Origin of the sequence: Aquibium pacificum (genome assembly GCF_040839445.1) — a bacterium.
GTDB classification, from domain to species: Bacteria; Pseudomonadota; Alphaproteobacteria; order Rhizobiales; family Rhizobiaceae; genus Aquibium; species Aquibium pacificus.
Genome location: NZ_JBDPGJ010000001.1, coordinates 184030 through 197255 on the forward strand (window position 1 = coordinate 184030; position 13226 = coordinate 197255).

Consider the following 13226-nt stretch of genomic DNA (forward strand, 5'->3'; position numbering starts at 1 on the left):
TCAGGCGGCCGGAGTCTCGCTGCGTGCGAGCGCCGCGATCAGTTGCGCCGACTTCGTCGCTCCGCCGATGTCGATCGCGGAAAGGTCGGGCGCCGGGCCGCTCATTGCCCGGTCGATAGCCGCCGCGAGCATCTCGGGCGTCTCCTCGTTCGGCGGCACCGCCTGCACCAGCCCCTTGCGCGCCAGCACTTCGGCGCGCGTGATCTGCTCCGTCTCGATGCCGTCGAACAGCGGCGAGATGACGGCGCGGCAGCCGGCGGCGAAGATGTCGGCGGTGGTGTTGTAGCCGGCGCGCGAGATCGAGAGCTTCGCGCCGGCCAGCAGTGCGCAGAGGTCGGGCACGAAGGACTGGAATTCTATCCCTTCGTCGGCGAAACGCTGCAAATCCGCCTTCTGTTCGTCCGTCGTGAACAGGCCGCTCAGCACCAGCCACCGCGCGTCGCGCATCGAGGAAATCCGGCGCGCCTCGAGCGCCGCCACCAGCAGCCGGTGACCGAACGCTCCGCCGCCGACCGAGACGACCACGTCGGGGCCACTGCCTCGCTCTGCCGGCGCGGCCGGCGCCACGATGCCGGTATAGGTGACCTTGCCGGCGATCTCGGCCGCATGCGGAAAGGTCTCGTCGATGCGGATGAACGCCGGATCGCCATGCACCAGCACCCGGTCGAACCATGTGTTCAGGAGATCGACCACCTCGCGGTCGCGCTCCGGCTTGCTGTTCTGCTGAATGATGTCGCGCACCGACGATACGATGACCGGCCGGCGCGGCCGCGCATGCGCAGCCTCCATCAGCGGCAACAGTTCGAAGCGCATCTGGCGGCGCCCGAACGGAAATGCCTCCGTCACGATGACGTCGGGCGATGTCTCCTCGAAGAGCGCCAGCAGCCTGTCGCGGCGATCCTCCTTGTAGGCGTCGGAAACGGGATTGCCGTTTGGGTCCTCGAGCTTGTTGAAGGCTTCCTTTCCGGCGCGCACAGGCGGCAGGTAGTGGATGCGGGCGTCGGCGATGTCGAGGCCGGGGATCGGCATTCCGCCGAAGGCGAGGTCCACCTCTAGCCCCTCGCGCCGCAGCGCCCGGACGATGCGGCTTGCCCGGAAGACGTGGCCGACACCCATCAGGTGCTGGACATAGAACAGGACGCGCGCGCTCACGACGCCACCTTTTCGCGTTGCGGCCGGGCGACCAGGCCTTCCGCCTCGAACAGTTCGATCAGCCGACCGATCGTGCCGAGATGGTCGAAGCTCGAATGCACCCGCTCCATTCCGGCCTGTCCATATCGTGCACGCAATTGCGGGTCTCGCGCCGCCCTCCCGATCGCCGCCGACAACGCGTCCGGATCGTCCGGCTCGACCAGTATACCGGTGCGCCCGTCCTCGATCAGTTCGGGGATGCCCGAGATCGGCGTCGAGATGCAGAGAACACCCTGGCTCTGCGCTTCCACGAGCACGTTGGGCAGGCCGTCGCGGTCGCCACTTGCCGCGATCCGGCAGGGCAGCACGAACATGTCGGACGCCTTGTAGGCGTCGAGCACCTCGCGCTGCGACATCGAGCCGCGCAGGTCCACCCGGTCGGAAATTCCCAACCGCTCCACCTGCTCCTTCAGGGCGCCGGCCAGTTCTCCGCCGCCGATGTGCGTCCAGCGCCAGTGCAGGTCTTTCGGCAACCGCGCCAGCGCGTCGGCCAGCGTGTCGAGACCCTTCTTCGCGACCGCACGGCCGACCGAAAGGAACTGCACCGGGTTGGACGGATCGCTACCATCCCGGTTGCCCGTTGGCCGGTCGGGCCGGGGAAAACGGGAAAGATCGATACCGTGGTAGACGAGCGAAACCTTGTCCGGGTGAGGTGCAAGATCCTTCAGGTGCCGGCTTCCCCCCGCCGTGCAGGTCACGGTCCACGCCGCGGCGTCCAGCTTCTCCGAAAGCTCCCAGTCCGGCGAGGTCCAGATGTCCTTGGCATGCGCCGATGCGCTCCAGGGAATGCCGACCATCTCGCTCGCGTACCCCGCCACGGAGGAGGGCGTGTGGATGAAGTGGCTGTAGATCCACCGCGCCTGCGGGGGGAACTCGGCGGCGAAGACCAGCGCCTGGCCGAAACGCCGGATGCGGTTCATCGTGAAATCCCGGCGCAGATCCGTCAGCCAGTGGCGCCATGCCGCGCGGTAGCCGGGGAGCGCGCGCACGTTCAACCATGAACGGAAGACGCGCATCGGCTCCTGATGGAGATATTCCGGCAGGTAGATCACCGGCGCGCGGATCTCGTCGTTGATGGGATGCGTCTTCCTGTCGGTCGGATGGCGCAGCGAGACCAGGCACAGTTCGTAGCCGGAGCGCTCCAGCTCCAGCAGTTCCTGCGCAATGAAGGTTTCCGACAAGCGCGGGTAGCACTTGAGGACGACGGCTATGGTGGGCTTCATGAATTCGCGGTCTTGAGCAGCACCGTCTCCGATGCGGCCTCTTCGGTCTTGCGGTCGAAGAGGATCTCGGTCAGCGCGCAGATGCGGTTCAGCCCGTCGAGATCGGGCCGCGCCACGGCGAAGGAGGGAGGCGGACGGCGCAGCACTTGGCTGATCGCGGCGAGGAAACTGAGCGGGTTCTTGGCGTCCTCGATGTCGATGGAATCGACCCAGCCGAATTCCTCCGCGCGCTTGGCCCGGATCGACTGTTCGCGCCGGGGCGCGGTGCGCGGCACGAAGAGCGCCCGCTTGTCGAAGGAGATGACCTCGCAGAAGGTGTTGTAGCCGCACATGCCGATGACGGCGCGGGCATTTGCCACCACCGCTTCGAGGTTGGCATCGAAATCCACCACCTGCACGTTGGCCAGGCTCGCCGCGCGGGCGGCGATCTCGAAGCGCTCGCGCTCGGTCATGAACGGCCCGAGCACGAACAGGAATTCCCGTCCCGGCGTGCGGTCGCGGCGCACGGCGTTCAGCGCTGCCGACATGAGTTCGTAGCCGTCCCCGCCGCCGCCGGCCGTCACCAGCACGTAGTCGCGGCCATATTTCTCGGTCACGTCGTCTTCCTGGATCGAGCGCGGCAGGAACCCGGTGTACCGGGTCTGCGACAGAACCCATTCCGGCAGGTCGATGCCCGCCAGCGGATTGTAGAAGCTGCCGGGACCGTAGATCCAGATCTCGTCATAGAGGTCGAGATGCTCGACGATGTGCTTGCGCTGCCACTCCTCGCGCAGCAGTTCGGGCGCATCGAGCACGTCGCGCAGTCCCAGGACGGCGATCGTACCCTGCGACTTCAGCCATTCGAGCGTCGACAGCATCTCGCGAGCCAGCCCGAGCGGTTCCTTGTCGACGATCACCATGTCCGGACGGATGCGCTCGGCGGCGGCCCGGATCACGGATTCGCGCGCGGCCATCGTCTGCTCGAAGGATTTCTCGCCGCTGCCCGAGACATAGTTACCGTTCGCCAGTTTCTGCGCCGGCGGGATCTGGATGTATTCGACGCGATCCTCGAACGGAAAGGCGTCCACCACCGGGGATCCCGATACGATCGACACCGTCGCGCCGGGAAAATGGGACACCAGGGCATGCGCGATCGTGCGGCTGCGCCGCAGGTGCCCCAGACCGAACGTATCGTGACTGTACATGAGTACAGAGAACTTGAAGACCGGGTCCATGCGCGCCTGATACGTTCGGCAAAACCAAGCTAGAAGGATGGATGTAGGCCATATCATGCGACAGCGCAATGAATGGACCGCGATCCGGGCTGCGAGGGCATGCCACCGGCACGGACTCCCGCCTTGCTTGCCTTAGGTCTTCGCAGCCGCTAAGCCGGACCACAGGCACGAGCCGAACCGGAATTGCCGACGGGGGAACATGCCGCTCCGTGCATCCCCGGAGCCAGGCTTTCCCCGCCGAGGAGCGAGAAACGATTGCTGAAGACGACGACAGGGCAGGCGGGCGCCGGGCCGGCCGAGACCCTAGAATACCCTTTCGATCACCCCCCCGCCACTGGCGAAGTCGTGGAGGTTGCGCCGGGGATCCTCTGGACCCGCATCCCGCTGCCCTTCAAGCTCGACCACGTCAACATCTACCTGATCGAGGACGGCGAGGGCTGGGCGGTGCTCGACACCGGCATTTCCGACAAGCCGACGCGGGCCGTATGGGAGCAGCTCTTCGACGGACCGCTCGCCGGACGTAAGCTCACCCGCCTGATCGTTACCCACTATCATCCGGACCACATCGGACTGGCCGGCTGGTTGTGCGAGCGCTTCGGCGTGCCTCTCTCGACCAGCCAGACGGCCTACCTCGGCTGCCTCACCATCTCGCTCAGTCCCGGTTCTCTGGAGGCAAAGCCCTTCCGCGAGTTCTATCTCCGCCATGGCATGAGCGAGGAGACGGCAACGCTGGTGAGCACGCACGGTCATGGCTATCTGCGCATGGTCACGCCCTTGCCGATGACGTTCAACCGGCTCGTTGCGGGCGACGTGCTCATGATCGGCGGCCGCCGCTTCGAGGTGCTTTCGGGCGACGGCCATGCGCCGGAACAGATCATGCTCTACAGGCCGGAGGACAAGGTCTTCCTCGCCGCCGACCAGGTGCTCGCCAAGATCACGCCTAACGTCAGCGTGTGGGCGGTCGACCCGGAGGGGGATCCGCTCGGCCTCTACATCCGCTCGCTCAACGCCATCCGCGACCGCATTCCGGCCGATGCGCTGGTCCTGCCGGGCCATCAGCTGCCGTTCTACGGAGTGCACACGCGGTGCTCGGAACTGATCGAGCATCACGAGGAGCGCTGCGCGATGATCGCGGAAGCCTGCGCGCAAGGCCCGAAATCTGTGGCGGAACTCGTGCCGTTCATCTTCACGCGCAAGCTCGACCCGCACCAGCTCTCCTTCGCCTTCTCGGAGGTGCATGCGCATGTGAACTACATGCTGCGGAAGGGCGAGCTCGCCTGGGAAGACCAGTCCGCCCCGCAACTGCGTGCCGTCTACGTGGCCGGCTGAGCATCTCCGGGTTTCGGCGCGACCGGCAGCTGACGAAGGCTCGCGTCGGGCGCCTCCACGAGCTTGCGGTACAGGTGCCAGGTCGCGTGCCCGAGGATCGGGACCACGACGATCAGCCCCGCCAGTAGCGGCAGTGAGCCGATCGCCAGGCAAGCCGCCACGATGACGCCCCAAAGCAGCATCGGACCAGGATTGGAAAGCACGGCGCGGGCCGAGGTCTCGAGCGCCGAATAGGCGCCGACATCCCGGTCGAGCAGCAGCGGCAGGGCGATCACCGTCAGCAGTACGACGAGCGCGAAGACGAACCCGACCGCGTTTCCGACCAGGATCAGCATCCAGCCGCGCTCGGTGGACAGCACGTCGGCCACGAAGCCGCCGAGCGTCCCGGGCCCGGCATCGCCGTAGAGCGAGGCATGGATCGCCTGCGCCGTCATCACCCAGGCCAGGAACAGCGCCAGAAGGATGAATGCGACGGCGAGGATCGACGGCAGCGCCGGCGAGAACCGCACGTCGAAGGCATGTCGCCAGGACGTGTCCAGACCGTACTCGCGCCGCCTGCTGATCTCGTAGAGACCGATCGCTGCGAGCGGTCCGAGCAACGCGAAGCCGGTTATCAGCGGATAGATCAGCTCCACCGCGTTGCCGCCGGAACTCCACGTGATGAGTACGAAGCCCATGATCGGATAGATCAGGCCGACGAAAGCGTAGTGCGACGGCTTCTCGCGGAAATCCTCGAGGCCGCGCCTGAGCGCGTCGAAGACGTCGTCGGTGGTGATATGGCGCACTTCGAGGCGGGTCGTCACCCCGTGCGCGTCGGCGTAGACATGGAAGGCGGCCATGGAAATTCCTCCTGGACCAAGGTGTCCTGGCCGCGTCATGGAGGCGCCGTTCGCCCGCAAGCGGTCACGCCTGTCCGCGACCGATACACGCGTCATGATAGCGCAGTTTGCGTTTTCCGCCACTCACATCGTCGTATGGGACGCCGGCGCGTATGCTAGTCGGCTGCCGGCTGCCGGTCCGGCGCGAAGAGGTGGCACCGCACGCTTGCCTGCCCGACCTCGAAGGGGGGCGGGACTACCGTGCGGCAATGCGGCATGACGAACGGGCAGCGCGGGTGAAAATGGCAGCCGGGCGGCGGGTTGACCGGGTTCGGGATCTCGCCCGCGATCGCCAGCCGCTCCTTGCCCGCCATCTCGATGTCGGGAACCGCGTCGAGCAGCATCCGCGTGTAGGGGTGCTTCGGGTCGGCGAAGAGTTCGCGCGCCGGCGCCTCCTCCACCAGCCGCCCCAGGTAGAGGACGCCGACGCGGGTCGCGACGTGGCGCACGACCGCCAGGTTGTGGCTGATGAAGAGGTAGGTGAGGCCGAACCGCTCCTGCAGGTCGCGCAAGAGGTTCAGGACCTGCGCCTGCACCGACACGTCGAGCGCCGAGGTCGGCTCGTCGCAGACGATGAAGCGTGGGTTGGAGGCGAGCGCGCGGGCGATGGCGATGCGCTGGCGCTGTCCGCCGGAAAACTCGTGCGGGAACTTCTGACCGTCGCGCGGATCGAGCCCGACGAGCGACAGGAGTTCGCCGACGCGCGCCGTGCGGTCGCGTGCGTCCGGGATCAGGTCGAAGGCCTTGATCGGCTCCTCTATGATCGCATGGACGCGCCAGCGCGGGTTGAGGCTGGCGAACGGGTCCTGGAAGATCATCTGGATGCGGCGCTGCATGCGCCGCCGCACATCGCCGGAGCGTTCGCTCCAGACGTCGGTTCCCTCGATCGAGATCGAGCCGACCGACGGGGGCAGCAGCCCGACCATGATCTTGGCGATCGTCGACTTGCCGGAGCCGGATTCGCCGACCAGCGCGTAGGTCTCGCCCTGGTTGATCGAGAAGTCGACGCCGTCCACTGCCGTCAGCTTGACGCGACCGCCGCCTTCGATCAGCCGGTTGAGCAGCGGCTTCGACAGGTCGAAGACGCGCCGCAGCCCCTTCACCTCGACCAGGGGCCCCGTCCTCGCGCCCGCTCCCGCGGAAGGCTTTTCCAGCACGCTCATCGCGCCGCCTCCGTGGTGCGTGCGGCGACGTGGATGCCGGACGCCGCGGCACGCTCGGCCGCATCCGCGGGGGCGCTGCCCGCCGGATCGTGGAGGTAGCAGGAGGCCTCGCTCGCCCCGGCCGGGTAGATGCCCGGCCGTTCGCCGGTGCAGCGATCGAAGACATAGGGGCAGCGCGGGTTGAAAGCGCAGCCGGGCGGGATGGCGCCCAGCCTGGGCATCGAGCCGGGAATCTGCGCCAGCTTCTCATCCGGGTCGCCGGCGAGCGAGGGGATCGCCGCCATCAGTCCCTGCGTATAGGGGTGTTGCGGGTGCTTCACCACGTCGCGAACGGGACCGATCTCGGCCAGACGTCCGGCATAGAGCACGCAGACGCGGTCGGCCGTCTCGGCGATCACGCCCATGTCGTGGGTGATCAGCATGACGGACGTTCCCCGTTCCGCACAGAGCTTCTTCAGGAGCGCGATGATCTGCGCCTGCACGGAAACGTCGAGCGCTGTTGTCGGCTCGTCGGCGATGACGAGTTCCGGATCGGCTGCCAGCGCCAGTGCGATGACCACGCGCTGGCGCATGCCGCCGGAAAATTGGTGCGGATACGCCGACATCCGGGCGCCGGCCGCGGGGATACCGACCTCCTCCAGGAGGCGCTGCGCCTTGTCGCGCGCGGCCCGCTGCGGGATGCGCTCATGCGTCAGGATGGTTTCGACGAGCTGGTCGCCGATGCGGTAGAGCGGATTGAGGCTGGTCAGGGGGTCCTGGAAGATCATGCCGATGCGTCGGCCCCGAATCCCGCGCATCCGGTCGGGTGGCAGGTGGTCGATCCGCTCGCCGGCCAGCAGGATCTCGCCGCCCGCGACGCGCGCGGGGGGCTCGAGCAGGCCGATGATGGCCGATCCGGTGATCGATTTTCCGGCGCCGGATTCCCCCACCACGCCCAGGACGTCGCCGGGCGCGATGTCGAAGGACAGGTCGTCGATGGCGGTCAGAACGCCCTGGCGGGTCGGGATTTCCACCCTCAGGTTGCGGACGGAGAGGATCGGGGTCATCTGAGCTTCGGGTTCAGCGCGTCGCGCAGCCAGTCGCCGAGCAGGTTCACCGACAGGGCCAGCACCGCGAGGGTTATTCCGGGGAAGATCGTGATCCACCATTCGCCGGAGAACAGGAAGTCGTTGCCGATCCTGATCAGCGTTCCGAGCGAGGGCTGGGTCGGCGGCACGCCGACGCCGAGGAAGGACAGCGTCGCCTCGGTGATGATGGCAAGCGCCAGGTTGATGGTCGCGATCACCAGGACGGGTCCCAGCACGTTCGGCAGCACGTGCTTGAACATGATCGTCCAGGGACGCAGCCCGATCAGCCGCGCCGCCAGCACGTATTCCTTGTTCTTCTCGACCAGAACGGAGCCGCGCACGGTGCGGGCGTACTGGACCCAGAAGGACAGCCCGATCGAAAGCACCAGAACGCCGAAGACGATGTCCTCGTAGGAGCGAGGTCCTGCGAGCCCGCGCGCGACACCGTCGATCAGAAGCGCGGTGAGGATCGCCGGGAAGGTCAGCTGCACGTCGGCGATGCGCATGATGATGGAATCGGTGGCGCCGCCGACATAGCCGGCAACCAGCCCGAGCGTCACGCCGATGACCATTGCGAAGATGACGCTGGCGAAGCCGACCGCCAGCGAGATACGCATGCCGTAGAGGATGGTGGAGAGGATGTCTCGGCCCTGGTCGTCGGTTCCGAGCAGGAAACGCGGGTCGCCTTCGCCGGTCCAGCTTGGCGGATAGAAGGAGTCCATGATCGACAACGTCGCCGGGTCGAACGGATTGTGCGGCGCGATCAGTGGCGCCAGCAGCGCCGAGAGCACCAGCGCGAGCGCCACGATCGCCGAAACGATGGTGAGCGGCGAACGCGTGAACGAGTACCAGACGTCGCTGTCGCGGGCCCTTTCGAGGAAGCCGGGGGCACGCGCGGGCACGTCGCCGTCCGCCGTTCCGGTCTCGCTCTTGCGATCCGCCACGGTTGCCATTTATCCGCGCGCCCCGCCGATACGGATGCGCGGATCGACGGCGACGTAGAGCATGTCGACGATGAAGTTGATCATCACGAACAGGAAGGCGATCAGGAGCAGATAGGCCGCCATGATCGGGATATCGACGCTCTGTACCGCCTGCAGGAACATCAGCCCCATGCCCGGCCACTGGAAGACGGTCTCGGTGATGATCGCGAAGGCGATGATCGAGCCGACCTGAAGGCCGGTGATGGTGATCACCGGCACCAGCGTGTTCTTCAGCGCGTGGCCGAAGTTGATGACGCGGCGGGAGAGGCCGCGGGCGCGGGCGAACTTGATGTAGTCGGTGCGCAGCACCTCCAGCATCTCGCCGCGCACCAGCCGCATGATCAGCGTCATCTGGAACAGCCCGAGTGTGATCGCCGGCAGGATCAGCGACTGCAGGCCGGATTTCGTGAGAAGACCGGTCGTCCACCCGCCGAAGATCCTGACGGTATCCCCGCGCCCGAAGGAGGGCAGCCAGCCGAGGTTCACCGAGACGATGAAGATCAGGAGGATGCCGATCAGGAAGGTCGGCAGCGAAACCCCGATCAGCGAGATCGCCAGGAAGCCGCGCGACAGCCACGAATACGGATAGAGCCCGGTGAAGATGCCCATCGGGATGCCGATCGCGAGCGCGAAGACGGCGGAGACGAAGGACAGTTCGAGCGTGGCGGGTAGCCTGGAAGCGATCAGCGAGGCGACCGGCTGCTTGAACTGGTAGGAGATGCCGAAATCGAGCTGCGCGGCCCTGACGATGAAACGACCGAACTGCACGAAAACCGGATCGTTCAGCCCGAGCGCCTGACGGAGCGCCTCACGCTCGGCGGGCGAGGTGTCGACACCGACGAGCTGGTTCACCGGGTCGCCGACGAAGCGGAACATCAGGAAGGAGATCAGCGCGACGACCAGCATCACGCCGATCGCCTGGACCAGTCGCCGGATGGCGAAAGCAATCATGAACTACCGCCTCTCGCGGGCATGCCTGCGGCCCGCGCGTGGTCGCGCGGGCCGTGGGTGTCGATCGAGGGGCTCAGTTCACCTTTGCCCAGTAGAACAGCACCTGGTTGTCCGGGCGCTGGACGATGTCGATGTTCTTGCGCTTGCCCCAGGCCAGGGACTGCTGGTGCAGCGGGATGTGCGAGGTCTCGTCGGTCATGATCGTGAAGGCCTGCTTGATCAGCTCGTCGCGCTTGGTGACATCGGTCTCCTCGACGATCTTGGCCGCCAGTGCATCGACCTCCTTGTTGCAGTAGCCGCCGAGATTGAACGGACCGCCCTTGCCGGTGGCGTCACGGCAGCCGGCGAGGTTGGCGATGACGTTCCAGGAATCGAACGACCCGGGCGTCCAGCCGAGCAGGAAGAAGTCGGTGTCGTAGCCGCCGGGCGCCAGCACCTTGGCGAAGTACTGCGACTTCGGCTGGGCGTTCAGGTTCACCGTCACGCCGATCTTGGCGAGCATCGAGACGGCTGCCTGGCAGATCGCCTCGTCGTTGACGTAGCGGTCGTTCGGGCAGTCCATGCCGACCGAGAAGCCGTCAGGATATCCGGCGTCGGCGAGCAGCTTCTTGCCCGCTTCCGGATCGAAGGGCCAGCGCTGGAAGTCGCCCGAGCCGGAGTAGAGTTCGTTGGCGATCAGCAGCGGAACCGGCGTCGCGAGATCGCGCATGACGCGCGCCTTGATCGCCTCGATGTCGATGGCCTGGTAGAAGGCCTTGCGCACGTTCGGGTCCTTGAACGGGTTCTTGCCCTTGACGTCGGAGGTCGTCAGTTCGTCGTCCATCTGGTTGAAGCCGAGATGGATGACGCGCAGTTCCGGTCCGGTCAGCGCCTCGGTGTTCGGGTCCGCATTGACGCGCGGAATATCCTGCACGGGAACCGGGTCGATCAGGTCGACGTCGCCGGCCAGAAGTGCGGCCACGCGCGTGCCGTCGGCGGCGATCGGCGTGAAGATCACTTCGGTCAGGTTGTGCTCCGGCGTGCCCCACCAGTTCGGGTTCGGCTTGAAGACCGTCTTGACGCCAGGCTCGTGGCTCTCGAAGACGAAGGGTCCCGTGCCGTTGGCCTTGTAGGCCGCCTGTCCGGGGCTGGTGTCCTTGGCGGAGACCGGCGTCACGGCACCTTCCGCCTCGGCCCACTCCTTGTCCATCATGTACCAGGTATCCCACTCGTAGTGCAGGATCGGGTTCGGCGTCTTGAGCTTCACGTCGACGGTATAGTCGTCGACCTTCACCCACTCCGAATCCGCCGGTATCCGGGTCTTCAGGTCGGAGCTCTCGGCGCGCACGCGCTCGGCGGAGAAGATCACGTCATCGGCGTTGAAGTCGTTGCCGTTGGCGAACTTGACGCCCTCGCGCAGTTTGAAGCGCCAGGTCAGCGGGTCTACGACCTCCCAGCTTTCCGCGAGGCCGGGGATGATCTGGAGGTCCTTGTCGCGCTTGGTCAGTCCTTCGTAGACGTTGCCGAACATGCCGAGCGAGAAGGTCTCGTTCAGCGTGTACGGGTCGAGCGCGTTCAGCGTGCCCTGAAAGGCGAAGCGCAGCGTTTCGGCATGCGCGGCGGAACCCATCAGCAGGCTGGCCGCGGCCGCCGCGATGGCGGTGCGTCGTCCACGCGCGAAAAGGGGCTGGATTTTCAATCCGTCGTACATCGATTGGTCTCCCGTTGCCGGGCACCGGCCGTCTTTGGTGCGGTCCGTCATGCCTCGAACCCGCACTATTCAGAAAAGCGGGGCGGGGCGCAACCCATTCCGATCATGGGTCATCATTTCGACCGTTGCGCGAAGATCAGATGTGCAGCGCGTGACCCAACGCGCGCATCGCGGCCTCCTGAAAAGCCTCGCCCATGGTCGGATGGGCATGGATGGTCTGGGCGACGTCCTCCAGCCGGCCGCCCATCTCGATGACGCTCGCGAAATAGGAGGAGAGGTCCGATATCTGCGTTCCCACCGCCTGGATGCCCAGCACCACATTGTCGTCGGCACGCGCCACCACACGCACGAATCCGTCGTCGCGTTCCAGCGTCATGGCCCGCCCGTTCGCCTGGAAGGGGAAGATGCCGGTGCGCACGTCGTGGCCGGCCTTCTGCGCCTCCTCGGGCGACAGCCCGGCCGAGACGATCTCCGGATCGGTGAAGCACACGGAGGGGATGCACCGGCGGTCCCAGGCGCGCCGGTTGCCGGCGACGATCTCGGCCACCATCTCGCCCTGCGCCATGGCGCGGTGCGCCAGCATCGGCTCGCCGGTCACGTCGCCGATGGCGTAGACGCCGCGCATGGAGGTGCGGCAATGCTCGTCGATCGCGATCGAGCGGCCATCCATGGAGAGGTCGAGTTCTTCCAGCCCCCAGCCTTGCGTCGCCGGCCTGCGCCCGACGGTGACCAGCACCTTGTCGGCCTCGACCGTGGCGTCCTTGCCGTCCGCGTCGGTGAAGGCGAGGGCACGGGAACTGGCGGAGTACCGGTCCGCCTTGGCGCCGGTCATCACGGTCACGCCGAGCTTCTCCAGCCGCCGCGCCACCGGCTTCGTCAGTTCGGCGTCGTAGAGCGGCAGGATGCGGTCCATCGCCTCCAGCACCGTCACCTTGGCCCCGAGCTTGGCGAAGGCCGTGCCCATCTCCAGGCCGATGTAACCCGCGCCGACCACCGCCAGCCGTTCGGGAATTTCCGTCAAGGCCAGCGCCTCGGTCGAGGAGATCACGTTCTCGCCGAAGGGAAGGCCGGGCAGTTCGACCGAAACGGATCCGGTAGCGATTACAATGGTCTCGGCTTCGATCGCCTGCGGCCCGGTGGAGGTCTCGACCACCACCGTCTTGCCGTCGCGGAATTTCGCCCATCCGTCGACATGCTTGACGTTCGCCTTCTTCAGGAGCCCGCTGACGCCGTTGGTCAGCCGGCGCACGATGCCGTCCTTCCATTCGATGGTTTTCGTAAAATCGATCGCCGGCTCGGCGGCGCTGATGCCGAGCGGCGACCTGCCGCCTGAAAACTCGTGCAGCTTGAAATATTCGTCGGCGGCGTGGATCAGCGCCTTGGACGGGATGCAACCGACATTGAGGCACGTCCCGCCCGGCCTCTTCGCCTCCACGATCACCGTGTCGAGCCCGAGCTGACCGGCGCGGATGGCGCAGACATATCCTCCCGGACCGGCACCGATCACGAGGACCTGGCACTTCATGTCTCTCATGAT

Annotated in this window: 11 protein-coding genes; 1 reads left to right on the forward strand and 10 read right to left on the reverse strand. The window is 66.4% G+C overall.

Going from position 1 to position 13226, the window contains the following annotated elements:
• From ABGN05_RS00975 to ABGN05_RS00985, 3 genes are read right to left on the reverse strand one after another with little or no spacing between them, the layout of a single operon-like run.
• The gene (locus ABGN05_RS00975; protein WP_367952124.1) at window positions 1-1152 is read right to left on the reverse strand and encodes a glycosyltransferase family protein; all 1152 of its coding nucleotides are present in this window, start codon (window positions 1150-1152) and stop codon (window positions 1-3) included.
• On the reverse strand, window positions 1149-2414 hold the full coding sequence (locus tag ABGN05_RS00980; protein WP_367952125.1) for a glycosyltransferase family 4 protein: 1266 nt from the start codon (window positions 2412-2414) through the stop codon (window positions 1149-1151). Before ABGN05_RS00980 ends, ABGN05_RS00975 begins: the two co-directional genes overlap by 4 nt.
• Complete coding sequence (locus ABGN05_RS00985; RefSeq protein WP_367952126.1) at window positions 2411-3628, reverse strand: glycosyltransferase family protein; 1218 nt, start codon at window positions 3626-3628, stop codon at window positions 2411-2413. Before ABGN05_RS00985 ends, ABGN05_RS00980 begins: the two co-directional genes overlap by 4 nt.
• A 258-nt stretch (window positions 3629-3886) precedes the next feature.
• Between ABGN05_RS00985 and ABGN05_RS00990 the strand changes: the two genes are divergently transcribed.
• Entirely contained in the window at window positions 3887-4957 is a 1071-nt protein-coding gene (locus ABGN05_RS00990; protein ID WP_373695886.1) for an MBL fold metallo-hydrolase, read from the forward strand.
• On the opposite strand, the gene ABGN05_RS00995 is transcribed toward ABGN05_RS00990, so the two are convergent.
• The 7 genes from ABGN05_RS00995 to lpdA form a co-directional block, all read right to left on the reverse strand.
• A complete protein-coding gene (locus ABGN05_RS00995) occupies window positions 4942-5796 on the reverse strand; it encodes a DUF2189 domain-containing protein (protein WP_367952128.1) in 855 nt (284 codons plus the stop codon). The genes ABGN05_RS00990 and ABGN05_RS00995 overlap by 16 nt on opposite strands.
• A gap of 155 nt (window positions 5797-5951) precedes the next feature.
• Entirely contained in the window at window positions 5952-6998 is a 1047-nt protein-coding gene (locus tag ABGN05_RS01000; RefSeq protein ID WP_367952129.1) for an ABC transporter ATP-binding protein, read from the reverse strand.
• Window positions 6995-8044: an ABC transporter ATP-binding protein gene (locus ABGN05_RS01005; protein ID WP_367952130.1), complete on the reverse strand. Its 1050-nt coding sequence runs from the start codon at window positions 8042-8044 to the stop codon at window positions 6995-6997. Before ABGN05_RS01005 ends, ABGN05_RS01000 begins: the two co-directional genes overlap by 4 nt.
• Complete coding sequence (locus tag ABGN05_RS01010; RefSeq protein WP_373695874.1) at window positions 8041-9018, reverse strand: ABC transporter permease; 978 nt, start codon at window positions 9016-9018, stop codon at window positions 8041-8043. Before ABGN05_RS01010 ends, ABGN05_RS01005 begins: the two co-directional genes overlap by 4 nt.
• The gene (locus ABGN05_RS01015) at window positions 9019-9999 is read right to left on the reverse strand and encodes an ABC transporter permease (protein WP_367952131.1); all 981 of its coding nucleotides are present in this window, start codon (window positions 9997-9999) and stop codon (window positions 9019-9021) included.
• 73 nt (window positions 10000-10072) lie between these two features.
• The gene (locus ABGN05_RS01020) at window positions 10073-11689 is read right to left on the reverse strand and encodes an ABC transporter substrate-binding protein (protein WP_367952132.1); all 1617 of its coding nucleotides are present in this window, start codon (window positions 11687-11689) and stop codon (window positions 10073-10075) included.
• A gap of 136 nt (window positions 11690-11825) precedes the next feature.
• Complete coding sequence (lpdA, locus tag ABGN05_RS01025; protein ID WP_367952133.1) at window positions 11826-13223, reverse strand: dihydrolipoyl dehydrogenase; 1398 nt, start codon at window positions 13221-13223, stop codon at window positions 11826-11828.
• Window positions 13224-13226 lie beyond the last annotated feature (3 nt).